Origin of the sequence: Nocardia transvalensis NBRC 15921, assembly GCF_000308875.1 — a bacterium.
Taxonomy (GTDB): domain Bacteria; phylum Actinomycetota; class Actinomycetes; order Mycobacteriales; family Mycobacteriaceae; genus Nocardia; species Nocardia transvalensis.
Genome location: NZ_BAGL01000033.1, coordinates 40,106 through 64,447, shown reverse-complemented (window position 1 = coordinate 64,447; position 24,342 = coordinate 40,106). Strand labels below are relative to the sequence as shown.

Annotated in this window: 28 protein-coding genes; 8 read left to right on the top strand and 20 right to left on the bottom strand. The window is 69.2% G+C overall.

Annotated elements, in window-relative coordinates:
• Positions 1–22: 22 nt before the first annotated feature.
• Genes fadD8 through ON41_RS10865 form a run of 7 tightly spaced genes read right to left on the bottom strand, consistent with a single transcriptional unit; the run spans position 23 to position 6,847 of the window.
• Positions 23–1,642 carry a fatty-acid--CoA ligase FadD8 gene (gene fadD8, locus ON41_RS10895; protein ID WP_051161223.1) on the bottom strand — a complete coding sequence of 540 codons (1,620 nt, stop codon included), beginning with the start codon at positions 1,640–1,642 and terminating at the stop codon, positions 23–25.
• A 13-nt stretch (positions 1,643–1,655) separates the two neighbouring features.
• A complete protein-coding gene (locus tag ON41_RS10890) occupies positions 1,656–2,849 on the bottom strand; it encodes a thiolase C-terminal domain-containing protein (RefSeq protein ID WP_040747509.1) in 1,194 nt (397 codons plus the stop codon).
• A gap of 56 nt (positions 2,850–2,905) precedes the next feature.
• A complete protein-coding gene (locus ON41_RS10885) occupies positions 2,906–3,700 on the bottom strand; it encodes an enoyl-CoA hydratase-related protein (protein WP_040747404.1) in 795 nt (264 codons plus the stop codon).
• Positions 3,697–4,857: a thiolase family protein gene (locus tag ON41_RS10880; RefSeq protein ID WP_040747402.1), complete on the bottom strand. Its 1,161-nt coding sequence runs from the start codon at positions 4,855–4,857 to the stop codon at positions 3,697–3,699. Before ON41_RS10880 ends, ON41_RS10885 begins: the two co-directional genes overlap by 4 nt.
• Positions 4,850–5,929 (bottom strand): thiolase family protein, encoded by a 1,080-nt coding sequence (locus tag ON41_RS10875; RefSeq protein WP_040747400.1) that lies wholly within the window; start codon positions 5,927–5,929, stop codon positions 4,850–4,852. Before ON41_RS10875 ends, ON41_RS10880 begins: the two co-directional genes overlap by 8 nt.
• On the bottom strand, positions 5,922–6,362 hold the full coding sequence (locus ON41_RS10870) for a Zn-ribbon domain-containing OB-fold protein (protein WP_040747508.1): 441 nt from the start codon (positions 6,360–6,362) through the stop codon (positions 5,922–5,924). Before ON41_RS10870 ends, ON41_RS10875 begins: the two co-directional genes overlap by 8 nt.
• A 29-nt stretch (positions 6,363–6,391) precedes the next feature.
• Entirely contained in the window at positions 6,392–6,847 is a 456-nt protein-coding gene (locus ON41_RS10865) for a Zn-ribbon domain-containing OB-fold protein (RefSeq protein ID WP_040747398.1), read from the bottom strand.
• A gap of 115 nt (positions 6,848–6,962) precedes the next feature.
• On the opposite strand from ON41_RS10865, the gene ON41_RS10860 reads away from it, so the two are divergent.
• Entirely contained in the window at positions 6,963–7,817 is an 855-nt protein-coding gene (locus ON41_RS10860) for an SDR family oxidoreductase (RefSeq protein WP_040747396.1), read from the top strand.
• Positions 7,818–7,821: 4 nt separating this feature from the next.
• Here the strand turns inward: ON41_RS10860 and ON41_RS10855 are convergent, their stop codons facing one another.
• Together ON41_RS10855 and ON41_RS10850 are read right to left on the bottom strand one after the other, a co-directional pair.
• Positions 7,822–9,168: an MFS transporter gene (locus ON41_RS10855; RefSeq protein WP_083905266.1), complete on the bottom strand. Its 1,347-nt coding sequence runs from the start codon at positions 9,166–9,168 to the stop codon at positions 7,822–7,824.
• 118 nt (positions 9,169–9,286) lie between these two features.
• Complete coding sequence (locus ON41_RS10850; protein ID WP_040747393.1) at positions 9,287–10,198, bottom strand: LysR substrate-binding domain-containing protein; 912 nt, start codon at positions 10,196–10,198, stop codon at positions 9,287–9,289.
• A gap of 107 nt (positions 10,199–10,305) precedes the next feature.
• Here ON41_RS10850 and ON41_RS10845 point away from each other — a divergent pair, with 107 nt between their 5' ends.
• The 5 genes from ON41_RS10845 to ON41_RS10825 all read left to right on the top strand — a co-directional run bounded on the left by ON41_RS10845 (position 10,306) and on the right by ON41_RS10825 (position 15,628).
• Positions 10,306–11,241 (top strand): CoA transferase subunit A, encoded by a 936-nt coding sequence (locus ON41_RS10845; protein WP_040747391.1) that lies wholly within the window; start codon positions 10,306–10,308, stop codon positions 11,239–11,241.
• Positions 11,241–12,029, top strand: a complete 789-nt coding sequence (locus ON41_RS10840) for a CoA-transferase subunit beta (RefSeq protein WP_083905265.1) — start codon at positions 11,241–11,243, stop codon at positions 12,027–12,029. The genes ON41_RS10845 and ON41_RS10840 overlap by 1 nt, the downstream gene beginning before the upstream one ends.
• Complete coding sequence (locus ON41_RS10835; protein WP_040747389.1) at positions 12,026–12,805, top strand: enoyl-CoA hydratase-related protein; 780 nt, start codon at positions 12,026–12,028, stop codon at positions 12,803–12,805. Before ON41_RS10840 ends, ON41_RS10835 begins: the two co-directional genes overlap by 4 nt.
• Entirely contained in the window at positions 12,805–14,328 is a 1,524-nt protein-coding gene (locus tag ON41_RS10830; protein WP_040747387.1) for a 3-hydroxyacyl-CoA dehydrogenase, read from the top strand. The genes ON41_RS10835 and ON41_RS10830 overlap by 1 nt, the downstream gene beginning before the upstream one ends.
• Positions 14,329–14,416: 88 nt before the next feature.
• Positions 14,417–15,628 (top strand): acetyl-CoA C-acetyltransferase, encoded by a 1,212-nt coding sequence (locus tag ON41_RS10825; protein ID WP_040747385.1) that lies wholly within the window; start codon positions 14,417–14,419, stop codon positions 15,626–15,628.
• A 7-nt stretch (positions 15,629–15,635) separates the two neighbouring features.
• Here ON41_RS10825 and ON41_RS10820 read toward each other — a convergent pair whose 3' ends face one another.
• The 5 genes from ON41_RS10820 to ON41_RS10805 all read right to left on the bottom strand — a co-directional run bounded on the left by ON41_RS10820 (position 15,636) and on the right by ON41_RS10805 (position 18,719).
• Positions 15,636–15,848 carry a hypothetical protein gene (locus ON41_RS10820; protein ID WP_040747383.1) on the bottom strand — a complete coding sequence of 71 codons (213 nt, stop codon included), beginning with the start codon at positions 15,846–15,848 and terminating at the stop codon, positions 15,636–15,638.
• Between the two features lie 81 nt (positions 15,849–15,929).
• Positions 15,930–16,364, bottom strand: coding sequence for an SSI family serine proteinase inhibitor (locus ON41_RS10815; RefSeq protein WP_051161221.1), 435 nt, complete (start codon positions 16,362–16,364; stop codon positions 15,930–15,932).
• Positions 16,365–16,410: 46 nt separating this feature from the next.
• On the bottom strand, positions 16,411–17,217 hold the full coding sequence (locus ON41_RS10810; protein ID WP_051161220.1) for a thioesterase family protein: 807 nt from the start codon (positions 17,215–17,217) through the stop codon (positions 16,411–16,413).
• Positions 17,218–17,631: 414 nt separating this feature from the next.
• Entirely contained in the window at positions 17,632–17,832 is a 201-nt protein-coding gene (locus ON41_RS40125) for a DUF397 domain-containing protein (RefSeq protein ID WP_083905264.1), read from the bottom strand.
• Positions 17,829–18,719 (bottom strand): helix-turn-helix domain-containing protein, encoded by an 891-nt coding sequence (locus ON41_RS10805; RefSeq protein ID WP_040747381.1) that lies wholly within the window; start codon positions 18,717–18,719, stop codon positions 17,829–17,831. The genes ON41_RS40125 and ON41_RS10805 overlap by 4 nt, the downstream gene beginning before the upstream one ends.
• 440 nt (positions 18,720–19,159) lie before the next feature.
• Here ON41_RS10805 and ON41_RS10800 point away from each other — a divergent pair, with 440 nt between their 5' ends.
• On the top strand, positions 19,160–19,528 hold the full coding sequence (locus ON41_RS10800) for a hypothetical protein (protein ID WP_157185426.1): 369 nt from the start codon (positions 19,160–19,162) through the stop codon (positions 19,526–19,528).
• On the opposite strand, the gene ON41_RS10795 is transcribed toward ON41_RS10800, so the two are convergent.
• The 6 genes from ON41_RS10795 to ON41_RS10765 all read right to left on the bottom strand — a co-directional run bounded on the left by ON41_RS10795 (position 19,501) and on the right by ON41_RS10765 (position 23,716).
• Entirely contained in the window at positions 19,501–19,755 is a 255-nt protein-coding gene (locus ON41_RS10795) for a hypothetical protein (protein ID WP_157185425.1), read from the bottom strand. The genes ON41_RS10800 and ON41_RS10795 overlap by 28 nt on opposite strands.
• 370 nt (positions 19,756–20,125) lie before the next feature.
• The gene (locus tag ON41_RS10785; protein ID WP_040747373.1) at positions 20,126–20,341 is read right to left on the bottom strand and encodes a hypothetical protein; all 216 of its coding nucleotides are present in this window, start codon (positions 20,339–20,341) and stop codon (positions 20,126–20,128) included.
• A gap of 197 nt (positions 20,342–20,538) precedes the next feature.
• Positions 20,539–21,189 (bottom strand): GPP34 family phosphoprotein, encoded by a 651-nt coding sequence (locus tag ON41_RS10780; RefSeq protein ID WP_040747370.1) that lies wholly within the window; start codon positions 21,187–21,189, stop codon positions 20,539–20,541.
• Between the two features lie 149 nt (positions 21,190–21,338).
• Positions 21,339–21,995: a response regulator gene (locus ON41_RS10775; RefSeq protein WP_040747504.1), complete on the bottom strand. Its 657-nt coding sequence runs from the start codon at positions 21,993–21,995 to the stop codon at positions 21,339–21,341.
• A gap of 26 nt (positions 21,996–22,021) precedes the next feature.
• A complete protein-coding gene (locus ON41_RS10770) occupies positions 22,022–23,173 on the bottom strand; it encodes a sensor histidine kinase (RefSeq protein WP_040747369.1) in 1,152 nt (383 codons plus the stop codon).
• Positions 23,174–23,245: 72 nt separating this feature from the next.
• Positions 23,246–23,716, bottom strand: coding sequence for a DinB family protein (locus ON41_RS10765; protein WP_218003421.1), 471 nt, complete (start codon positions 23,714–23,716; stop codon positions 23,246–23,248).
• Positions 23,717–23,739: 23 nt separating this feature from the next.
• On the opposite strand from ON41_RS10765, the gene ON41_RS10760 reads away from it, so the two are divergent.
• A complete protein-coding gene (locus tag ON41_RS10760; RefSeq protein WP_157185424.1) occupies positions 23,740–24,339 on the top strand; it encodes a TetR/AcrR family transcriptional regulator in 600 nt (199 codons plus the stop codon).
• The last annotated feature ends 3 nt before the right edge of the window (positions 24,340–24,342 follow it).

Genomic DNA, 24,342 nt, shown 5'->3' with positions numbered 1-24,342 from the left:
CACGGCAACGCCTTCGGAAGGCTCAGCTACCCAATCGCTCGGCGGCGAGGGCTCGCACGGCCTTCTTGTCGATCTTGCCGAGGCCGGTGAGGGGCAGGTCGTCGACGACGATGACGTGCTTGGGGACCTGGACGGAACCCTTGCGGCGCTTGACTTCCTGCTGCACCTCGTCGGTGACGGTGGCGACCGCGGCGGGGTCGTCGGCAATCTCCTTGTCGAGGACCACGACGGCGGTGACGGCCTCGCCCCAGCGCGGGTCGGGGACGCCGACGACGGCGACGTTCAGTACCCGGGGATGTTCGAAGACGACGTCCTCGACCTCGCGCGGGAAGACGTTGAAGCCGCCGGTGACCACCATGTCCTTACTGCGGCCGACGATGTGCCAGAAGCCGTCGGCATCCTCGCGCGCGAGATCGCCGGTGTGCAGCCAGCCGTCGCGGAACGTCTCGGCGGTGACCTCCGGCAGGTTGAGGTAGCCGCCCGCGAGCAGCGAACCCGAGACGCAGATCTCGCCGACCTCCCCGGCCGCAACGGCCTGCCCGTCCGTGCCGATCAGCGCCGTGCGCAACGCGGCCGACGGACGCCCGCACGAGGTGAGGCGCTCGGGATCGTGCTCGTCCTTGGCGAGATAGCTGATGGCCATGGGCGCCTCGGACTGCCCGAAGTACTGGGCGAAGATGGGCCCGAACCGCTCGATGGCCTGGGTGAGGCGGCCGGGGTCGATCGCGGAGGCACCGTAGTAGACGGTCTCCAGCGACGACAGATCGCGGCTGTCGATATCGGGGTGGTCCAGCAGCGCGTACAGCATCGACGGCACCAGCATGGTCGCGCTGATCTTGTGCTCCTCGATGGCGCGCAACACCTCCCCGGCGTCGAAGCGCGGCAGCACCACGCACTGTCCGCCGAGCAGCACGACCGGCAGGAAGAACGCCGCGCCGGCATGCGAGAGCGGTGTGCAGATCAGGAATTTCGGCCGCTTGGGCCATTCCCACTCCGACAGCTGGATCTGGGTCATGGTCGCCATGCCGCCCGCGGTGCCGATGACGCCCTTGGGCTTTCCGGTGGTGCCGCCGGTATAGCTGATCGAAACCACGAAATCCGTTGGCACGTCGACGGCTTCGATAGGCCGCGGCTCGAATTCGGCCGCGGCGGCGATCAAGTCGATGCCGACGTCGGCGAGTTCTTCCGGAACCGGACCCAGCACCAGGACGCGGGTCAGCTCCGGCACCCGGTCCACCAAATCCCGTGCCCGCTGCACGAACTGGGGCAGCGGGTCGATCACCAGGCTGGTTATCCCGGCGTCGATGAGGACGTGCGCGTGGTCGTCCAAGCCACCGATCGGGTGCAGGGCGGTGCGGCGGTGGCCGCGAATCTGCCCCGCGCCCAGGATGAACAGCACTTCGGGCCGGTTGAGGGCGAGCAGCGCGCTGGGCGTGCCGGTGGTCACGCCGTTGGCCTCGAACGCGGCGGCGTAGCGGCTGATGGCGTCGATGACGTCGGCGCCGGTCAGCACCGTGTCGCCGAGCGTCATGACCGGATCGCGCCGGTGCCGCCGCAGCCCGGCCAGCAGGGAGTGGCCGTTGTGCGTGGGCAGCCGCAGCCGCTGCGCGGGATCAATCGCGTTCACCGATGTATCGGGCATTGTCTCTCCGTTCTCAGGCGGCCGGTGCGGCGTAGACCGTGATCATGCAGGCTCCTCCGAGCCCCAGGTTGTGCGCAAGGGCGGTGCGGGCGCCGGGCACCTGGCGGTCGCCCGCCAGCCCCCGGAGCTGCCACGACAGCTCGGTCGCCTGGGCCAGGCCGGTGGCTCCCAGCGGGTGTCCCTTAGAGATCAGCCCGCCGGACGGGTTGACCACCCAGTCGCCGCCGTAGGTGGTGGCCCCGGAGTCGATCAGCGCGCCGGATTCGCCCTCGCCGCACAGTCCCAGCGCCTCGTAGGTGATCAGTTCGTTGATCGAGAAGCAGTCGTGCAGCTCGATCACGTCGACATCCCCGATGCCGATCCCCGCGGTCTCGAGCGCACGACGAGCGCCGGCGCGGGTCATCGGCGCGCCGACGACATCGATCAGGGATCCGGTGTCGAACGCCGAGGCGTCATCGGTGACCAGTTCCTGCGCCAGGATCTCCACGGCCTGCGATTCCAGCCCGTGCTCGCGGACGAACTCCTCGCTCGCCAGCACGGCCGCGCCCGCGCCGTCGGACATCGGCGAGCACTGCGAGCGGGTCAGCGGGCCGTGCACCGGCCGGTCGCCGAGCACGTCCTCGAGGGTGTAGGCATTCTGGAACTGCGCCAACGGGTTTCGCGTCGAATGCTCGTGATTCTTGACCGCCACCCGCGCCAGCTGCTCGGGCGTGGTGCCGTAGCGCTTCATGTGCTCGACGGCGGCGTTGCCGAAGAACTGGGTGGTCATCGGGGCCTGGGAGAACTCGTACTGCCCGGCCATGACGGCCAGGTGGGCGTCGACGGTGGTGGCGGCGGGCCGGGTGGCCGGGCCCGCCATCGCCTCCTTCGTCATCTGCTCGAAGCCGACGGCCAGCGTCACCTCGGCCAGGCCGCCGCTGACCCATTCCCGGGCGAGCATCAGCGCGGTGGATCCGGTGGCGCAGTTGTTGTTGACATTGACGATCGGGATCCCGGACAGGCCCACGTCGTACAGCGCGCGCTGCCCGGCCGCCGAGGGCTGGAAGACGTACCCGACCGCGGCGCGCTGGATCCGGTCGTAGGTGATGCCCGCATCCGTCAGCGCGCCGCGCACGGCCTCGCCGACCATCTGCGGATAGGTCCACTCCCGCGAACCGATCTTGACGAACGGCGTCATCGCGACCCCGACGACGAATACCCGTCGCATCCTGTTCTCCATCCTCGTGTGTTCCACTCTCGTTACCCGCCGCGGGTGCGGCCGCGTCAGCGGCCGGTGAATCTCGGTTCCCGCTTGTCCACGAACGCCTTTCGGCCCTCCCGCGCGTCCTCGGAGGTGATCACCTCGCGGACGAACCGGGATTCGACGGCGCGGGCGTCCTCGTCGGGCAGCCAGCCACTGGCGAGCAGCGCGGCCTTCGCATTCCGCACGGCGAGCGGGGAATTGCGGGCGACTCGGTCCGCGATCTCGTGGGCCTTCGCCAGCGCGGTGCCCGCCGGGACGACGTGCCCGACGAGCCCGAATTCGTATGCCTCCCGGGCAGTGAGCGGATCGCCGGTGAGGATCATCTCCACGGCCTTGGTGTAGGGGATCTGCCGCTTGAGCCGCACCGTGGACCCGGCCCCGGGAATGAGCCCGCGCTGCACCTCCGGCAGCCCGAAGGTGGCGTGCTCGTCGGCGACGCGAATATCGGTCTGCTGCAACATCTCCAGGCCACCGCCCAGGCACGCGCCGTTCACCGCGGCGATCAGCGGCTTGCCCAGCGACCGGGTCAGCAGCAGGCCGCGCCCGAGTGCGGCGGGATCGAAGTTCGCCCGCTCGCGGCCGTTCGTCATCCAGCCGTCGCCCAGATCGCCACCGACGCAGTAGCTTTCGCCCGCACCGGTGAGGATCGCGGCCCGGATGCCGTCGTCGGCGTCGATATCGTCCCAGGCGCCGGCCAGCAGACCGATCATCTTGAGATTCAGGGCATTGCGGCGGTGCGGGCGGTTCATGGTCACCACCGCGACCGCGCCGACGCGCTCGACCAGGATCGGCTCGGATTCGCCTGGGGCGCTCATGTATTCGGCCTCTCGCCACCCACGACCCAGAGCGCGTGGAACTGCGAGGCGCCGCCCATGGCGTGCCCGACCGCGCGGCGCGCCCCGTCGACCTGGTGTTCCCCAGCCAGTCCGCGCACCTGGAGGGCCGCTTCGAGGAACCGGACCAGTCCGGTGGCCCCGGTCGGATTGCCCGAGAGCACACCACCGGACGGATTGATCGGCAGCGCGCCCTCGAACCGGGTCGCGCCCTCCTCCACCCGCTTCCACCCCTCGTGCAGCGGCGCGAGACCGATATTCTCCATCCACATCGGCTCGTACCAGCTGTAGGGGATGTACAGCTCGGCGACATCGATCTCGGTGGCAGGATCGGTGATGCCCGCCTGCCGGTAGGCATCGGCCGCGCATTCGGCCCCCGCGCGCGGGTTCACCTCGTCACGGCCCGCGAAATGCCCTGTCTCCGTACGCCATGACATGCCGTGGATCCACGCGGGCGGCCGGGCCGGGCTACCGACGTCGTCGGCCCCGGTCAGCACGATGGCCGCCGCGCCGTCGGAGGACGGGCACGATTCGAGATAGCGGATCGGATCCCACAGCATCTTCGACTCGCGAACCTTGTCGACCGTGATGTCCGGCATGCGCACGTGCGCATAGGGATTGCGCAGCGCGTTGAGCCGGTGGTTCACCGCGACCTGCCAGCCGATGTGTTCGGGCGCCTCGGACCGGCGGATGTACTCGCGGATGACCGGCGCGAAATGCCCGCCCGCGCCCGCGCCGAGTTGCGCGCTGAACGGCAGCCCGCGCGACAGCGCCCAGGTGAAATTCCCTTCGGACTCTTTGGAATACGCCGCGACGAGCACCCGCCGCGCCAGCCCGGCCTGGATCAGGTGAGCGCCGTAGATGGCGGCGTGCCCGCCGACGCTGCCGCCGGTGAACACCCGCGTCACCGGCAGGCCGCGCGCGCCCAGCGCGTCGGCGAGATACAGCTCCGGATTCATGACGCCGTCGAACAGGTCCGGGGTCTTGGACAGCACGACCGCGTCGACGTCCCCGAGTTCCAGTTCGGCATCGGCCATGGCGGCCGCGACGGCCTCGCGCACCAGCGCGCCGATGGTCGTGTCCCGGCGTTTGGCCTGTTTGCCCTGACCGATGCCGATCACGGCGATGGGTTCACCCACGGTCGTCCCCTTCCAGCAGGCAGACCAGATTCTGTTGCAGCGCTTGACCGTTCGTGGCGTGCGCCAGAGCCCGCGCGGCCCCGCCCTCGCGAACGGCCTTGGCGGCCTCGCTGATTCGCAGCAGTCCGGTCGCGGTGGTCGGCCGCCCGGCCAGCGGTCCGCCGGACGGATTGACCGCGGCCCCCGCGCAGAGTCCGAGTTCGCGCACCAGCAGCGGTTCCTGCGCCGAGTACTCGATGTGCAGTTCGGCGACGTCGACATCGCCCGCGCCGAATCCGGCGGTCTTCGCCGCCTCGGTGGCGGCCTTGCGGGCCGAGGGCGCGTGGGTCAGATCCCGCGCGCCCGGATAGTGCGAGTCCATCCGGTGGTCGATGCCGCGCACCCACGCCGGGCGCTCGCACAGCGACCGCGCCGCATCGCCCGCGGCGAGCACGACCACCGCGGCCGCGTCGCCGACCGGGGCCACATCGTGTCTCCGCAGCGGCGACGCCACATACGGAGACGCCAGCAGCGCATCGGGCCGGAATTCCCCGCTGACCTGTGCGTAGGGGTTCGATCCGGCGTCGGCGAGGCTGCGCGCGACGATGCCCGCCATCTCCCGCTCGGTCGTGATCCCGGCCTCCACCAGGGCACACGCCTGGAGCGCGCCGATCGCGTCCTGATGCGGCCGCAGGGGCGTGAGCAGGTACGGGTCCAGCTGCGTCGGGACGACCTGGTCCAGATCCCGCGGCAGCGAACCGCGCCCGATCCCGTAGACCAGCGCGATATCGCCGTGCCCCAGTTGCAGCCACGCCCACGCCTCGTAGAAGGCCCAGGCCGCGTCCATCTCCACGTGCGACTCCGAGATCGGGGGCCACGCGCCGACGGCATCGAGCGAATCGATGTAGGCGAAGGTGCGGCCCTCGTGGAAGTCGTGGCTGCCGGAGACCACGAAATCCACACGGTCCCGGTCCAATTCGATGCCCGCCAGTGCCTCGCGGATGACGGGCAACAGGATCCCGGCCATATCGTCGCGGCGGTTGGCGGCCAGGCACGGCGACTGGGCGCCGGCGACGACGGCGACCTCACGCATGAGTGACCTCCGTGACGGGCCGGAAGTGGCGAATGCTCATCCAGGACGGTTCGAGATCGCCGTCGGCCCACACCGGCTCGACCTCCATCCCGATGCGCACGTCGGCGATATCGATCTCGCGGATCAGGTGCATCAGCCGGGTGTCCGCGCCGTGCGGCTGGATATAGGCGACCACGTACGGCGGATCGATGGTCTGGCCCGGGAACGGGAAGCTGACCACGCAGAACGTCGACACCGTGCCGCGGCCGTCCAGTTCGGCGGGCTGCTCGAGTTCGACCAGGCAGCGCGCGCAGAACTCCGGCGCGGGCAGGTAGACGTGCGAGCACGACGGGCAGGTGCGCGTCAGCAACCGGCGCTCGGCCAGGCCGCGCAGGAAGGTGGACCGGCCAGCTCCCGCGACGAAGGTGTACTCCATGCGCAGCGGGGTCGGCATCAGCCAGACCGGTTCGGGCAGTGGACGATTCACGACACCTCCTCCGGTTCGAAACAGGCGAGGTCACGCATCTCGCCGCGGCGCTCGGCCGACCACCGTGCCCGCACCCGCAGCCCGCGGTGCGGGACCGCCGGGTCGCCGCCGGTGTCCAGGGCGTGGAAGAAGGCGCCCTCGGCCCCGTCGATGCGGACCAGGGCCCACGCGAAGTCGTGGTCGACCGGGTCACCCGGCCGGTGCGGGACCCAGGTCCACGATTCGACGGTCCCGACGGGATCCAGGTCGACCAGTTCGGTCAGTTCCTGCCCGGTCACCGGATCGAATTCGGCGGGCGGGCACACGACCGTGCCCCGCGCGGTGCGCGCGCCCAGCAGGCGCGCGTCCCGCAGGCCGCCGAGGAACGTTCCGAGAACCGGCCCGACCGTTCGCTCGAACGGGAACTCGATCTCGTAAGGGGCGCACAGGCTCTCATCGCCACCTGCCGGCATCGGCCAACTCCTCTCGTCGACCGAAGTGTGCCTCAATCATGTGATTCAATCAAGTGATTGAGAATCGCCGGTTTTCGGCATACGCTGCGGGCGCAACCGGAGAAAGGGCGAGGACATGGCATCCAGGAGGAACCCCGTATCGCTGACCGGGCAGGTCGCGGTCGTGACGGGCGGGGCGCGCGGGATCGGGCGGGCGACCGCGCGGGCGTTCCTGGCGGCGGGAGCGCGGGTCGCTCTCGGCGATATCGACGGCGATCTGGTCGCGCGGACCGCCGCGGAGCTGGGAGACGGCGTCGTCGGGCTGCCGGTGGACGTGACCGATCCGGCGTCGTTCGCGGCCTTCCTCGAGGCCGTCGAGCAGGAGTTCGGCGAGTTCGACATCCTGGTGAACAACGCGGGCATCATGCCCTCGGGCCTGTTCGCCGACGAGGACCCGGCGATGACCGAGCGCATCCTCGACATCAATGTGCGCGGGGTCATGACGGGCACCCGGCTCGCGCTGCGGCGCTTCCAACCGCGCGGCCGCGGGCACCTGATCAATATCGCCTCGCTGGCCGGGACCGCGGGCATGCCCGGCCTGGCTACCTACTGTGCGAGCAAGCACGCGGTCATCGGCTTCACCGAGGCCGTACACCTGGAACTGGCCGGCACCGGCATCCAGGTGACCGCGGTCCTCCCCGGCAACGTCCGCACGGAACTGTCGGCCGGCGCGAATATGCCCGCCTGGGCCCTGAAGGCCACCACCATCGAACCCGAGGACGTCGCCACCGCGGTAGTAGCCGCCCTCGGCCGCAACCGCCCCCTCATCACCGTCCCCCGCGCCCTGGCCCCGGTAATCCGCGCGAGTTCCCTACTCCCCTACCGCATCCGCCGCATCACCTCGGACCTCAGCGGCATGACCAAGGCCTTCACCCAACCCGACCCCGAGGCCCGCGCCCACTACCACCGCCGCATCGCCGACCTCCACTAGCCCCTCAAGGGACCACGGCGGCGGGGGCTTGGTTGTTCTGCGAAACCCGTTCCCCCGCAGGCTCCCAACCCGCACGACTGAGCAGCATCAACCCGCACACCATGGTGAGCAGGACGTGCGCCACGGCCAAGGCGATGACGGCGAGGATGGAACCCGTTGCGGCGAGGAGGAATTGGCCGATCATGGGGGCGGTGCCGGCGAAGAGCATGCTGGAGAGCTGGTAGCACAGGGAGATGGCGGTGTAGCGGACGTTGGCGGGGAAGGACTGCGCGAGGATGCCCGCGAGCGCGGCGTAGTACATCGAGTGCGGGATGGTGGCGACGGCCATGCCGACCGCGGACAGCGCGTAGCTCTTGGTCCCGATGAGCAGGAACATCAGCGGCATGGCCGCCAGTTCGGGGATCAGCATCCACAGCACGGCCCGCCGCAGATCGATGCGCGAGGCGAGGACCGCGCCCAGCGGCTGCACGATGAGCTGGACGACCAGGGCGATGGTGACGATGGACAGGAAGCTGGTGCGATCGAAGCCGAGGTCCTTCACCGCCCACGACAGCGCGAAGGTGCCCTTGAAGTAGGTCGCGGAGACGCCGATCGTGCAGGCGCCCATGCCCAGCAGCACCATCGTCTTGTGCGTCCGCAGCACCTCGCGGATCGGCAGTTTGACCACCGTCCGGGTCGCCACCAGTTGCTTCATCGCCGGCGATTCCTCGACGCCGAGCCGGATGAACAGGCCCACGACGACCAGCACGGCCGACAGCAGGAACGGGATGCGCCACCCCCAGGACAGGAACTGCGCGTCGGGCAGCCGCGAGACGAGCAGGAACATGCCGGTCGCCAGCAGGTTGCCCATCGGCGAACCCTGTTGCGCGAAGGCGCCGTACAGAATCGCCTTACCGCGCGGCGCGTGCTCGGAGGCGAGGACGACCGCGCCGCCCCACTCGCCGCCCATGGCCACGCCCTGGATCATCCGCAGCAGCACCAGCAGCGCGGGAGCCAGCAGCCCCACCTGGCCGTAGGTCGGCAGCAACCCGACGGCGGCAGTCCCGGCGCCCATCACCATGAGGGTGACGATCAGGGTCTTCTTGCGCCCGATGCGATCTCCCATGTGCCCGAACACCACCCCGCCCAGCGGCCGCGCGAGGAAGCCGACCCAGAAGGTCGCGAACGCTGCCAAGGTCCCGGCCGCGGGCGACGAGGACGGGAAGAACACCTTCCCGAGCACCAGCGCGGCGGCCGTGCTGTAGGCGTAGAAGTCGTACCACTCGATCGAGGTCCCGATGAACGACGCGAATCCCGCCCGCCGCGCCATGGCGGCGCCGCCGGGCGGCGGTGTGGTGTCGGTAATGCTCATGGGGACCTCCGGGCAACTATGCGCTGGATCACACGCGTCCAGCTACCCGACGAGACTGGCAGGCCCCCGGTTATTCCGTCCAATACTGAGTTTCACCGGCAGTAAGACGCGAACCATCTCAATCCACGCACGAGCCCGGCGGCGGCGTGGGCAGGACCTGCTCGGCCACTCGCAACACCGCGGCAAGCGCCCGCGACGTGTTGTCCTCGCGCCACGCCAGCGCCGACGCGATCTCCGGAACGTCTCCGCGCAGCGCCTTGTAGACCATGCCCGAACGGCGGATGTGCTGCACCGACGACACCGTCACCGTGACGCCCACGCCCGCCGCGACCAGGTCGAGAATCGTGTACGAATCCGGCGCCTCCTGCACGATGTGCGGCGTGAACCCGGCGTTCAGCGCGGTGCGCACGAGATGGTCGCGGACGCTGGAGCCCTCGGTGCCGGGGAATGTCACGAACGGCTCCTCGGCGAGGTCGGCCATATCGATCTCCGGTTCGCCCGCCAGCCGGTGGTCCGCGGGCAGCGCCGCCACCAGCCGTTCGTAGCGGATCACGCGGACGGCCACCCCTTCGCGGCGCACCGGCAGCCGCACGAAGCCGATGTCGAGTTCGCGATCGGCCACCAGATTCAGCGCCGCGCCGGCATAGGTCTGCCCGCGCAGCCGTATCTCGATTCCGGGATGGGCCGCGCGCACGGCCCGGGTGAGCATCGGGATGGCCTCGTGACTGCTGGCCCCGGCGAATCCGATACCGACGCGGCCGATCTCGCCCTGTCCCCCGGCGACCGCCGCGCGGCGAGCCAGCTGCACCTCGTCCAGCACGCGGCGGGCATGCGGCAGGAACGCGTCCCCGGCGGCGGTGAGCCGCACCGAACGCGTATTCCGTTCGAACAGTTGCACCCCGAGTTCCTTCTCCAGCGCGCGGATCTGCTGGCTGAGCGGCGGCTGCGCCATGTGCAGGCGCTCCGCGGCCCGGCCGAAATGCAGCTCCTCGGCCACCGCGACGAATCCGGCGAGATGACGGAACTCCACCGCCCACTCCTATTCGGTAGATATACGTCTTACTGAGTTGCGAATTGAGTATTGGACTCTATCGGTTGGCGCTTGGCAGGGTAAGTGCACAGCACGAAGGAGCACCGATGCCCGAATCCAAACAGCGCACGATGCGCGACGCCGTCGGCGACCTGGTCCGCGACGGCGACACCGTGGCGTTGGAAGGTTTCACCCATCTGATCCCGGTCGCGGCGGGCCACGAGATCATCCGGCAGCGCCGCCGCGATCTGACGCTGGTGCGGATGACCCCGGATATCGTCTTCGACCAGATGGTGGCCGCGGGCGTGGCCCGCAAGATGATCTTCTCGTTCACGGGCAACAGTTCGGTCGGCTCGCTGCACGCCATCCGCCGCGCGATCGAGCATCGCGACCCCGAGCCGCTCGCGATCGAGGAGTACAGCCACTACGGCCTGCTCGCCCGCTACCTCGCCGGCGCCGCGAATCTGCCGTTCTACCCGCTGCATTCGTACGCCGGGAGCGATCTGCCCGCGCACAATCCGAATATCGCCAAGGTGACCTCGCCGTTTCCGGGACCGGACGGCGGGACCGAGGAGATCTACGTGGTTCCGGCCATCCACCCGGATGTGGCGATCGTGCACGCGCAGCGGGCCGACGCGAGCGGTAATACGCAGGCGTGGGGCATTCTCGGCCCGCAGCAGGAGGTGGCGTTCGCGGCGCAGCGGACGATCGTGGTCGTCGAGGAGATCGTCGAGGACGCCGTGGTCCGCTCCGATCCGAACCGGACGATCATTCCCGGTTTCGCGGTCGACGCCGTCGTCGAGTGCCCGCGCGGCGCGCATCCGTCGTTCGTGCAGGGCTATTACGACCGTGATAACGAGTTCTACCGGTCGTGGCCGTCGATCAGCGGCGACCCCGCCGCACTGGACCGCTGGCTGCACGAGTGGGTGTACGACCTGCCCGACCACGCGGCATATCTGGCCAAGCTGGGCCCGGACTATTTCCGCGACCTGACGCCCGTGCCCGCGCCGTCCCTGCCCGTCGACTACGGAAGCACCCTGTGATGTCCACGCCCGCACCGATTTCCAGTCCCGACCACACCCCGAGCGAACTGCTGACGGTCCTGAGCGCCCGGCACCTGTACGGCAAGCGCCGGGTCTTCGCCGGTATCGGCCTGCCGACGCTGGCGGTGGCACTGGCGCAGGCGACGACCTCCCCCGATCTGGAGCAGGTCTACGAATCGGGTGTGTGCGGCGCGCATCCGCCGCGCCTGCCGCAGACCATCGCCGACTCCCCGCTGGCGACCGGCGCCGAGGCCATCCTCGGGATGCACGCTCTGTTCGGCTACGTCCTCCAGGGCGGCTACATCGATGTCGGATTCCTGGGCGCGGCGCAGATCGATCGCTGGGGCAGCCTGAACAGCACGGTCATCGGCGACTACGACGCGCCGCACACGCGGCTGCCCGGCTCGGGCGGGGCCGCGGAGGTGATGGCCAACTCCGACGAGGTGTTCGTCGTACTGCGCCGCCACGATCCCCGCTCGTTCGTCGCCGAACTCGACTTCTGCACCAGCCCGGCGCCCTCCCGTGCGCGCCGCACCGACCCGCTGGTGCGGACCCGTGGCCGCGGCGTCACCACGGTGATCACCAGCCTGGGCGTGCTGAGGGCCGGCCCGGACGGTGAATTGTGGCTCACCGCAACGCATCCCGGTGTCACCGTGGACGAGGTGCGGGCGGCGACGGGATGGCCGCTCCAGGTGGCCGACACCGTGACGGTCACCTCGCCACCCACCGCCGCCGAACTCGCGCTGCTGCGCGACACCATCGATCCGACCCGGGTGTATCTGCGATGAATTCCGTTGTGCATGAGGACCTCACCGGCGACCGAGCGGGGGTGCGGGTGATCAGCATCCGCCGTCCGCGGGCGCGCAATGCGCTCGATCTCGCCACGAAAGACCTTCTCGTCCAGTCCCTGTCGGCGGCCGACGAGGATCCCGCCGTCCGCGCGATCGTGCTGACCGGGGACGACGGGATCTTCGTGGCGGGAACGGATCTGAAGGAAATGGGCACGTTCCGGCCGACCGACCACCTGGTGCGGCGGACCGGGCAGGTGTTCTCGGTACTGGACGCGCTGGGGACGCCGGTCGTGGCGGCGGTGGAGGGGTACGCGCTCGGCGGCGGGTGCGAACTCGCGATGGCCTGCGATGTGGTGGTCGCCGGCGCCTCGGCGCGATTCGGGCAGCCGGAGATCCGGGTCGGGCTGATTCCGGGCGCCGGGGGCCTGAGCCGCCTGGTGCAACGGGCGGGGCGGTCGCGGGCATTGCGGCTGGTGCTGACCGGCGACCACATCGACGCCGAGACCGCGCGGGACCTCGGGATCGTCGCCGATATCGTGCCGGACGGGACCGCGCTGGAGGCGGCGAGCGCACTCGCCGCCCGGATCGCCCGACAGCCGCCGCTGAATGTCGAGGCCGTGCGCAAGGTGGCGCGGCACGCCGAGAACTCCCCGCTGCACACCGCGATCGAACTGGAGCGCACCACCTTTCAGCTCCTGTTCGACACCGCGGATCACGATGAGGGCATCGAGGCGTTCCTCGGCAAGCGCACACCGAACTACGAGGGGCGATGATGACGGGAATCGAACGGATCCGGGTGGTCGGCGCGGGAACCATGGGCCGGGGTATCGCTCAGGTCGCCGCCACCGCGGGCTATCTGGTCGAGGTCACCGACGCCGATCACCGGGCGGTGAGTGCCGCGCTGGAGTTCGTCGGCGATATGGTCCGGCGGGCGGTGGCGAAGGGCCGTCACACGGCCGAGGAGGCGGATGCCATCCTGAACCGGTTGCGGCCCGGGGAATCTCCGGTGGCGCCCGGGGCCGATATCGATCTGGTGATCGAGGCGGTCGTCGAGGATCCGGCGGTCAAGCAGTCGATTCTGCGGGACCTCGAAACCGCCACGCCGACAGCGATTCTCGCCACCAATACCAGCTCGCTGTCCGTGGGTGTGCTCGCGTCCGCGCTGGCTGATCCGGCGCGGCTGGTGGGGTTGCACTTCTTCAATCCCGTGCCGCTCATGCGGTTGGTGGAGGTGGTGCCAGGGCTGCGCACTCCGCCCGCGGTGGTGGACGCGGCGCAGGAGTTCGTCGAGCGGATCGGGCATACTGCCGTACTGGTCCGAGATACCCCGGGATTCCTGGTGAATCATGTCGGGCGGGCGCTGCCGACCGAGGCACTGGCCTTGCTGGGCGAGCAGATCGCCACGCCTTCCGAACTCGATCGCATCGTCCGAGATGTGCTGGGGCTGCGGATGGGTCCGTTCGAACTGCTGGACCTGACCGGGCTCGATGTCAGCCATCCGGTCATGGAGACCGTCTTCGCCGGGTTCTACGGCGATCCGCGGTTGCGGCCGTCGCCGATCGCGGCGGCGCGGACGGCCGCGGGACTGTTGGGGCGCAAGACGAACGAGGGTTTCTACCGGTACGACGGCAGTGAGCGGGAGCCTGAGCATCGGTTCGCCGCCGATCCCACCGCCACGCCCGTGTACGTTCACGACCATCCCGAATTCGCCGCACGGCTGCGGGCGGCCGGGGTCTCCGTGGTCGACTCCCCTTCTCCCGCAGCGGTTTCCCTCGTCCTCCCGATCGGTGAACCGGCCTACCGGCTCATCACCCGCGCCGGACTCGACCCGGCCCGGACGCTCGGCATCGATCCGCTCGGCATCGAGCGCGACCGCATACCAGTGATCGTTCCCGTGACCTCCGACGCCGAAATCGCCGCGCCCGCACTGAATGTGCTCGCCTCCGCCTACTCCGTCTCGCTCACCGCCGACGGTCCGGCACCGGCCGCCCAGCGCATCCTCGCCGCGATGGTGAACCTCGCGTGCGCGGTCGCCGAACAGGGCATCGCCACCCCCGCCGACATCGATCGCGGCACCCACCTCGGCCTCGGCTACCCCCTCGGCCCCCTCGAATACGGCGACACCCTCGGCCCATCCTTGATCGTCCGAATCCTGGACGGCGTGTACGACTACACCGGCGACCCCCGCTACCGCGTCACCACCTGGCTACGCACCCGCGCCGAGCAGGGCCTCTCCCTCCGCACCACCGGAACAACCCCCGCCGACCTGCTACGCAACCGCCAATCCCCCGGCTAACCTGCCCCACCGAACCACTACTTTCCCGACGTACCACCTCCTTTTTCCGGGCCTACGCCAGCCACACCCGAGACCCCGAGGACCCGCCATGCGTGACGCCGTCATCTGCGAACCCCTCCGCACCCCCGTCGGTCGCTTCGGCGGAGTCTTCAAAGACATTGCCCCCCAATATCTTGCGGCAACGGTAATCCGGGAGCTGGTGCACCGCACCGGAATCGAGGGCGCGGAGATCGACGACGTCATCCTCGGCCAAGCAGGGCCCAACGGCGAGGCCCCGGCGATCGGCCGCATCGCCGCCCTCGATGCCGGCCTGGGTATCGACGTGCCCGGTATGCAGGTGGACAGGCGCTGCGGTTCCGGCTTGCAGGCCGTCCTCCAGGCGTGCATGCAGGTGTCCACCGGGGGCAGCGACCTGGTCCTGGCCGGTGGGGTGGAGTCCATGAGCAGCGCCGAGTTCTACGCCACCGGCATCCGCTGGGGCGTCCGCGGGGACGGCGTGGCCCTCACCGACCGCCTCGCGCGGGCCCGCGTGACCGCGGGCGGCGACAACTTCCCGGTTCCGGGCGGCATGATCGAGACGGCGGAGAACCTGCGCGCCAAACACGACATCAGCCGCGCCGATCAGGACGACCTTGCCGTCCGCTCGCATCGGCTCGCGGTCGCCGCCCAGCAGGACGGCCGGTTCGCCGACGAGATCGTGCCGGTCGCGGTACCGCAGCGCAGGTCCGAGCCGCTCCTGGTCGATACCGACGAGCACCCGCGCGCCGACACCACCGCCGAATCCCTGGCGCGGCTGCGCCCGATCCGCGCGTCCGTCGACCCCGACGCCACCGTCACCGCCGGGAACGCCAGCGGCCAGAACGACGGCGCCGCGCTGTGCCTCGTCACCACCCCGGATACCGCCCAGCGCCTCGGGCTCCGCCCGCTGGCCCGGCTGGTGTCCTGGTCGGTAGCGGGCGTCGCCCCGGCAACCATGGGCATCGGCCCGGTCCCGGCCGCGGCGGCGGCCCTCGAACGGGCCGGGCTCACCCTCGCCGATATGGACGTCATCGAACTCAACGAGGCGTTCGCCGCCCAAACGCTGGCGGTCCTCCGACACTGGCGCCTGGACCCGGCCGACCCCCGCCTCAACCCCAACGGCTCCGGCATCTCCCTCGGCCACCCAGTCGGCGCAACAGGCGCGCGAATCCTCGCCACCCTGCTCCACGAAATGGACCGCCGAGAGTCCCGCTACGGCCTGGAAACCATGTGCATCGGCGGCGGTCAGGGACTAGCAGCCGTGTTCGAGAGGGTGAGTTGAGCCGCTCTCAAGCCGCCTCGTGATAGAGGTGGTCGAATACGCCCTTCTGCAGGCTGACTCCCTGTAACCGGGATTCCGCGTATTCGAGTTGCTCCGACGTCGCCGAGGGATCCTGTGCTGCGACGCGGTGCACGTGATAGAGCCACCCCGAGGCCCGCAGTAGTTCGACAACGGCCTTGTCGAAATCGGATACAGCTTGTTTCAGATCGAGATTGTCCACGACATTCCTAACAGCACCGAACAGGCCAACGACTCTACCCGAATACCTCCGCGGGGGTTCGGCCGCCCGGGTCCGGAACCGTCAGAAGTCGAAGACCGATTTCGTGGTGGCGATCAGGACGCAGTGATTGGAGAAAACACCCGAATCGGACACCGGCCGCCCCTCCCACGTCCCGTCGATGCGGGCCGCGATCGGGTCGAAATCCTGGCCGCAGAGGGGCGGGTCCGTGAAATCGGCGAGTTCGCGGATATTGCCCCCGGCCGCCTCGAGATCGGCGCACGCCTGCCGCGCCAGCGGATGGGTCCCGGTGGACACGGCGGCGCACTCCAGCGTCATCACGCGCGGGACCAGCGACTCCACCGGCCGCACCGTCAGGATCACCGACGATCGCGGCGGCGGCGCGGGCTCCGCGGACCCGGCCTGGGCAGTCCCAGGGCCCAGCGCGGCCCCGGCCACGAGTATCACCGGCGTCACGGCTACGGTCCACTGCCGCCGGCGCGCACGGTTGGTCAGCACCGCCCGAGGAGACCACGACGGGCACGATCCGTCAATCGAGGCCCGCTCACCGGGTGCCGAGCAGCAGCGTCTGGGTGCCGCGGCCGATCGGCCCGCGCTCGTCGAACAACCGGGATTCGGCCAGCCCGATTCCGTCCGGCTCGGCACGGGTCACCGCGTCCAGGCACACCCATTCACCGACCGGCTCGCGATACATGTTCACCGTCAGATCGGTATTGATGAAATAGCAATGGCCCCACGGCAGCACGGCGCTGACGCCATTCCCGAAGTCGGCCGCCGCGAGAACTCGTTCCAGTGGTGCCGGCTCGGCGCCCGCCACGACCGGATATCGCAATCGGAACCAGCACACCGCCGGCCCCGGCGTCCGGAATGCCCCTGACACGAAACGGTATTCGACGCCGGTGTGGAATCCGACCCGCTGATTGCTCGGGAAACTGTGTTCCGGCCGCATCGCAATCCCGTCGGGGCCGAGAGGATTTCCGTCCGGCAGTATTTCGGGCGGCACCTCGAGGTCCGGCGCGACCGTACCCAGCCGCCAGGCCGTGGCCTTCACCACCACCCGCTGCCCGGAACTCAGTGTCGCCTCGACCATTTCGACGCGCCGCCCACCGACCCGCGCCTCCGCCTCCACAACCCGCACCTCGGCCCGCAACGGCGCGATAGGCACCACCCCGAGATACTCCACCGCAACCCGCGCCACCCGCCCCCACGGCTCGCACCGCCCGATCACATACCCGGCCAACGCCGCCGGCGCCCCACCGTGCTGCGCATCCGCCGCCCACGGCCCCCGAGTGAGTTCGGTGGGATGAAACACCCCGGGATCCCGACCGTCGGGCAGAAAGAAAGCCTCCATAGCGCCGCGAGCCTAACCACCGGCCGGGTGGCCTCCAAGCCCCATCCCTGGCAAGCCGATCAGCACCGGAAACCGTCCCGCCCACAGTGTTCAGGAGGGTTACATGGGATTGACGCCGGGTGCGCCGACGAACTCGACGTACAACGGGCTGGCGCCCATGCTGTCGGTCCCGACGGGTAAGTTTCCCAAAACAGAAGCGCAGCAGGGTCTTTGACGCGATTCCTGGAACGACTTCCTCCCCGGAACAGCTTGTAGTTGAGGCGCAGATCGAACTGCACCACGTAATTGCCCAAGCAGCACAAGGTTCTGGAGACTTGCGACGATATGGTCTGCTGGTCACCGAACGCGCAGTGGCTGATCCAGTCCGTCGACCGCGACGGTACCGAGTACCCCCCTGTCCCGTGGCCTCGCCGGTCAGCCTGGTTTGCCTCCCGATAGATCAGCCATGAAGGCATTCCACTCGCCGGGAGTGAACACCAGGGCCGGGCCGGACACATCTTTGCTGTCCCGGACCCCGACAAGGCCACCGCCTACGAACGCGACCTCCACACAGTCTTTGGAGCCCGAACTGCGGCTGCTCTTGAACCACTGGGCTCCGGTCAGGTCAACGTTCACACGACACACTCCTTCGCAATCCTCAGGATGAGCGCGCGGCTTTTCGCCTCATCCAGCGCCAACCGTTCGACGTCGGCGCACACCTCACGATACTGCCGAACCTCATCCCTCTGCTCCAGGTACAGATCGCCGAGGAAGCCTTGGACGTAGACGACGGGCGGCATGGTCAATTCCGCCTTCGGATGCAGTGGGAAGTCGAGGATTACGAACATCCCGACAATCAATCCGCGATAGGTTCCCGCCGTCAGTGGGACAACACGGATCGACACGTTCGGAAGCACGCCGACTTCCGCCAGATGGTGAAGTTGACACGCCATGATCGACGCACTGCCCGTTATCCTGCGCAATGCGGATTCGTCGATGAACACATCCATGGCCAACGGCTTACCTTTGCTGGTGAGTCGATCCTGCCGCCTCATACCGACTTCCAGCATTCGTTCGACCTCGTCGGTGGGTTTGTTCGGGAATTCGGCCCAGATCAGCGTGCGGCGGTAATCAGCGGTGTGCAGCAGTCCCGGAAGAAGCGCGGTCTGATACGACGTAATCTGCTGCGCAGCATCCTCCAGACCGACGAACAACCCGAACTCTTTGGGAATCGCATCGTCGGCGAACGCCTGCCACCACCCCGTCGCCTTCGTCTCCTTGACCAGCTCCAAGACGACCTGCGTCTCCTTGGTGGTCGCACGGTACAGGCCGCAAAGATGTTTCATCAGAACGGGATTCAGGCGTGCGTTCTGTCCCGTCTCGATTTTCCAGAGTGTGGATCGGGCCAGCCCGATCGCATCCGCCGCCGCCTCCCGGGAGATGGCTTCCTTCTCACGCATCGCCTCCAGCGTGAGGCCGAGCATCCGCCGAGCGACGTTGGAATCGGCAACTGCGAGCGCCATCGGATCTACCTCCTGTTGTGCGAATCGGGATTCGGTGTGCGCGTTCGAGAAAACGGGTTTCTACTCGAACGGAGATGCGCGAATTACTGAAACGACGTGATTTTCCCCTCGAACATTCGTCATCAAGTGTTGCACAGACTATGTCCGCCGGTGTGTTCTATGAGTGCACGCGGCGAGGCCGAAATACCTACCGCGAGTGGGGGCATCGAATACACCGACGAACCGGAAGCGTGGAGTCATGGCACACGAGCAAGCAGTTGATTCGCGGCCGAGCGGTGCCGGAGGGCGCCTCGCGACCACCCCTACCCCCGGTATCCCCCATGCCACGGGCGCATAACGATACGGAGACGGGTGTGGCTCTGCACCGTACCGAGGTGGAGGGGTGGGTGGCAGAATGGCAAATCGATCATCAAGGGATACGAATGATGCTGGTACGCAACATGGTTGACGGGCGCTCGCTGGTGGCGGTCGCGCGGGTGGATGCCGCGCCGGATCTGGCGCAGCTGCGCGACCGCTACCCGGGTCTGTCGCGGCTGTGGGATGCGGTGCGGCACGAGTTCTGGGCGCAATTCTCTTCGCCCCGAGAGCATTTCCCACATCCGACGCGGCCCTCCGAAAGGCAATCGGTGACATCCGAACGGGTTTCGACACGAGTTGAGCTGGTGACGCGGCGGGCCGCGCGGGCGGGCTACCACCTCGTCCACGGGTCGGATGCGACCTATGCGTGGGTGCTGCTGGACGCCGAGGACGAGATACCGCTGCACTCGGCGGCCACGCTCGATCAGATCGACAAGTGGTTGTCCGAGTGAGAGATCGCGTCGTCCAGCGAGGCGCGGGTGGTGCGCACGAGCGCGTCCAGTTCGTCGACGGCGGAGCGTAGCGCCACCGCCGCGGCGGGCCCGCGCTCGGCGACGACCTGCCGCCCGGAGCGGACCAGCTCGTTGTGAATCTGTATCCCGATAGCCCACATGCGGTCGATCAGGTGGTCGCTCAGCTCGGCGACCTCGTCGGCCGCCGAGCGTCTATGTCGCGGCATGGCGCCGCGTGGTCGCTGGCCGTGTGCGAGTGGGTCACCGGCCGCCGACGGGACGGCATGATGCATCAGAATCCCCCGGAGATGATGTCAGTGCAGTGTGAGGCCGCTCTTCGGGACCTGATGTCGTTCAGAGTTTAACCGTAAATTATCGAGATATACCGCTGTTGGCCGGAATTCGATGCTTACCGACCGTCCAATTGCCGTCGATACACCAGCCTGTTGCTCACCGACCGGTTCGACTCCTCAGCGTTGCAGGCCCGACCAGAAGGCGCAGTGGTGTTCGGCGGCGAGATCGACGCGCGCCACGCCGCCGGGCCCGGGGGCCGGCGACCGGGTGTGGGGCTTGTCGACAGCCGCTGCTCGTCTGAGCTCAGCGGGACCCGCATTCCACCGATGTCGAAGAGCGACGGCATATCGGTTCGCCGTTGTCGTAGGACGCCGCGGTGAGGGTGGCCTCGTCGCGCGTACTTCCGGCGATGACCGGAACCTGGTGGTAGTCAACCTTTTCCAGCGCATCGATGGGCTTGCCCGGGAGGAGGTGCGTGCCGTAGGCCGGATAGGCGAAGGCGCGCGTCAGCGTGTCCACCGGAGGGCGCGCAGGCAGACCGCCGCCGTCTTCGGCTCCCCGCGCCGCACCGCCCTCCGTCCGCCACGTCCCCCGAATCCCCCTCTGCCGGTGGGGAAGTACCGCACGCCGTCACGAACAACGCTCCACTCAGAGCCGCTGCCGCCAGCCATCGTGTTCTTCTCATGCCGAATCTTTCTGTTGCGGGCCCGTAATGGTCAGGTGTGGCCGCCGCCTGTGGCGATGGCTACTCGGGCGGTGCGGAGGCGGCGGACCGCTGTCTGGAGGGCGTCTACCGCCGGGGCGGCCTGGAGGGCGAGGGCGTCGACTCGGGGCTGGTTGCGGCGGCGGGCGGAGCGGGAGATGACGTGGCGGAATTCGGTGGCGGCCAGGAGGGCCGTGAGGACCGCGTCCGTGGCGGGGAGGTCGGGGACGGCGAGCGGGCCGTGCAGGGCGTCGTCCACGACCGCGCGCAGGTCGGACAGGTGGGCCTCGTTGCGGACCACGCGGCGCTGGAGGGGCATGATTCCCAGGGCGCGGCCGGGTTCGAGGACGAGGACGCCCGCCTCGGCAAGCTGGGTCTCCACCAGATGCAGGGCGCGGGAATGGTCCTTGCGGACCCAGTGCACCCAGTTGCGCGAGCCGTCGGAAACCATCGTCAGTGTGTCGTCCAGGACGAGATCCCCTGTCACACCAGAAGTTCCGATCAGTGCCGCGACGCCGCCCCGGTCGGCGAGGCGGTCGCGCAGCAGCAGTTCCGCCAGCGCGGCGGCGCGCACGAGATAGCCGACGCGCTGCCGGTCCGGAACCCTGCGGCGGTCGGCTCGGTAGGCGAGCAGGTACGCCTTCGCGGGAAGTGATTCAGCCATGGCTTCATGGTGGAAACCGCACCGGCCCAATCGCTTCCACACAAGGTCGATACCGTTCGCTACTTTCGTCGGCTCCGTCCGACCGACGGATCAGACCGTTCAGATGAGCCCGGCGACGGACGGCGCAATGCGGGTACGGATGAGACCGTTCAGGTGAGCCCCGCGTCGTGGGCGGCCAGGGCGATCTGGGTGCGGTTGTCCAGGTCGAGTTTGGTGAGGATGTGCGAGACGTGCGCCTTGACCGTGGGGACGCTCATATACAGGGCGGCCGCGATATCGGCGTTCGGCTTCCCGGACGCGACCGCCATCGCGACCTCGTGCTCACGCTCGCTGAGCTTCGCGAACGCGGCCCGCGCCCGCTCGAAATTGCCCGCGTCGGAGGTCACCTTGTTCATCAGCTTGCGGGTGACCTGCGGGGAGAGGATCGGATCCCCGGACGCGACCCGCTGGACGGCCGCCACGATCTGAGCGGGCGGGGTGTCTTTCAACAGGAAGCCGTCCGCCCCGGCGTGCAGCGCGCGCAGGATGTTCTCGTCGGTGTCGAACGTGGTGAGCACGATGACCGCCGTGGGTTGCGTACCGCGGGCACGGATGCGGCCGGTGGCGGTGACGCCGTCCATCGTGGGCATCTGGATGTCCATGAGCACCACGTCGGGCGCGTGTTCGGCGACCGCGACCAGCGCCGCGTCGCCGTCGGCGGCCTCGCCCACGACGGAGATGCCGTCGGCGCCGTCGAGCATCATGGTCAGGCCCGCGCGCACGAGGGCGTCGTCGTCGACGATGAGGACCCTCACCCCGTTGGTCACGCGGCCCAGGGTATCGAGCGGCGCGTTCACGCGGGCCATGGCAGCGACGCGAGCAACCGGAACTCCCCCGCGGTCGTCAGCTCGTGATCGAGGCGGCCGCCGGTCAGCCGCACCCGCTCGGTCAGTCCGATCAGGCCGGTGCCGGCACCCGGCAGGACCGCGACGGCGCTGCCGGTCGGGTTGCTGATCTCGATGCGCAGTCCCGTACCCGGCGCGCCGTCCACGACGACACGCACCGGCGACCCGGCCGCGTGTTTGCGCGCGTTCGTCAGGCCCTCCTGGACGATCCGGTAGCCGGTGCGGCCGACGGCGGCGGGGACGGCGGTCTTGTCCACGACCCGATCGTCGAGGCGCACGTCGATATCGGCGGCCCGCGACTCCGCTACCAATGCCTCGACCTCGGGCAGACCGGGCTGCGGGCGGTCGGCGTCGTCGTCGGCGCGCAGCACGCCGATCACCCCGCGCAGTTCGTCGAGGGCCTGGTGCACGCCCTCGCGAATCACCCCGGCCGCCTTCGACACTTGTTCCGGCGCAATGTCTTCCCGGTACTCCAGGGCTCCCGCATAGGTGGCGACCAGCGACAGCCGGTGGGCGAGCACGTCGTGCATCTCCCGGGCCAGCGCCGTGCGCTCGGCCGCCCGCGCCTCCGCCACGCGGCGGCCCTGCTCGGCCTCGGCGCGACGGGCTCGTTCCTGCAACGAGTCGATGAGGGCGTGCCGCGCCTTGAGCAGCGAACCCCACCCGACCAGTGCCGCGTAGACGGCCACGTCCAGCACCAGCCACCAGCCGTACGAAAGCCCGGGCAACGGCCGCCACAGCCCGTAGATCGCGTGCCCGGCGGCTCCCGTGACCGCCGACCACGCGATGACCGAGGGCCGCTCCCACCGGGCGATCACGATGGTGGACATAGTGGCGGGCGTCGTCGCGGTCCCCGCCAGGGCGGCCAGCACCGCCAGAGCAGTCGCACACGCGACCGGCCACCGGCGGACAAATCCCAGCAGGGCACACCCCACGACGCCCACCGTGGTCTCCAGCACGAGATCGGCCGTGCCCAGATGCGCGCCGAACTTCCCGACAAGGGTCAGCGCCACCAGGACCGCGGCGAGGACGACGAGCACCGCGGACTCGCGGAGGGAACCGCGCGAAGCGTCGTCGTTGGACCAGCATCGGGACAGCACACCGGCAGCCTAGGACGTCCCCGCCCGCACCCGACACCTACCGAAGTCGATGTCCCACCGACCTTGGGCTACCTACCCACGGTGCAGGGATGGGACTCCGGCCTTCGGGTACAGGTCACGCAGCAGGGAGATTTCGGCGCCGTGGTGGAACACCTCGCGGTGGACGTGCAGGGCCACGGCGGCGAGGGGACGGCCGGCGAACGAGCCGGAATCGGGGCCGCAGGGGCGGGCCAGGTCGGCGGCGGTGGACGCGCGCAGGCCGGTGGACCAGGAGTCGTAGGCGCGGTCGAGCCGATCGAGGGCCTCGGCCGCGGTACCCGCGTAGAGGTAGGTGTCGTAGTCGACAGGTGTTCCGCCGAAATACATTTCGGCCCGTTTGGCCAGCACGTGCACGGTGATGTGGGCCATGCGCCGGGCGATGGTCCAGCAGTCCCGCACCGGTTCCCACACATACTCCGCTGCGGTCAGCCCCTCCAGCCGAGCGCGCAGCCGCTCCTGCCAGTGCTGGTCCAGCTGGTCGGCGATCTCGTGCGACCAGTCGATATCCATGGGTCCCCCCTCGAGTCGTGACTACGACCGGGCTAGGGTACTCCACCAACCAGTTGGTGGAGAAGGAGGTCGGCATGCCGGATCGCGGGGAGCGGCGGGGCGAGATCGTGCGTGTCGCGTTCGACCAGCTGGCGCGGACGGGGTTCGAGGGGCTGCGGCTGCGGCAGATCGCGGCGGACGTGGGCATCGATCATTCGACGCTGCACCACCACTTTCCCGGTAAGCAGGACATCGTGGCCGAGGTGGCGCGCTATACGATCGGCCGGTTCGTGGTGGAGTTACCCCGGGGGCGCGGCCGGGCGGATTCGCTGCTGGTCTATCTGGATCACGTGCGCGGGCTGCTGGCCAGCGCGCCGGAGTTGTTCGTCGTCGTCACCGAACTGGACCTGCGCGCCCGCCGCGATCCGGAGGTGCGGGCGGTGATGGATCATCACGTGGACAACTGGCGGCACTGGGTGCACGATCTGCTGTCGGCCGGAGCGGCGCGCGAGTGGTCACCGCGGGTGGATCCGGCCGGTGGCGCCGAATTGATCCTGGCGACGATCAAAGGCGTTGCGCTGGCGCCGGATACGGCCGCCTCCGCCTTCGCTCAGCTCCGGGCCCTGCTGGTGCGGTGACCG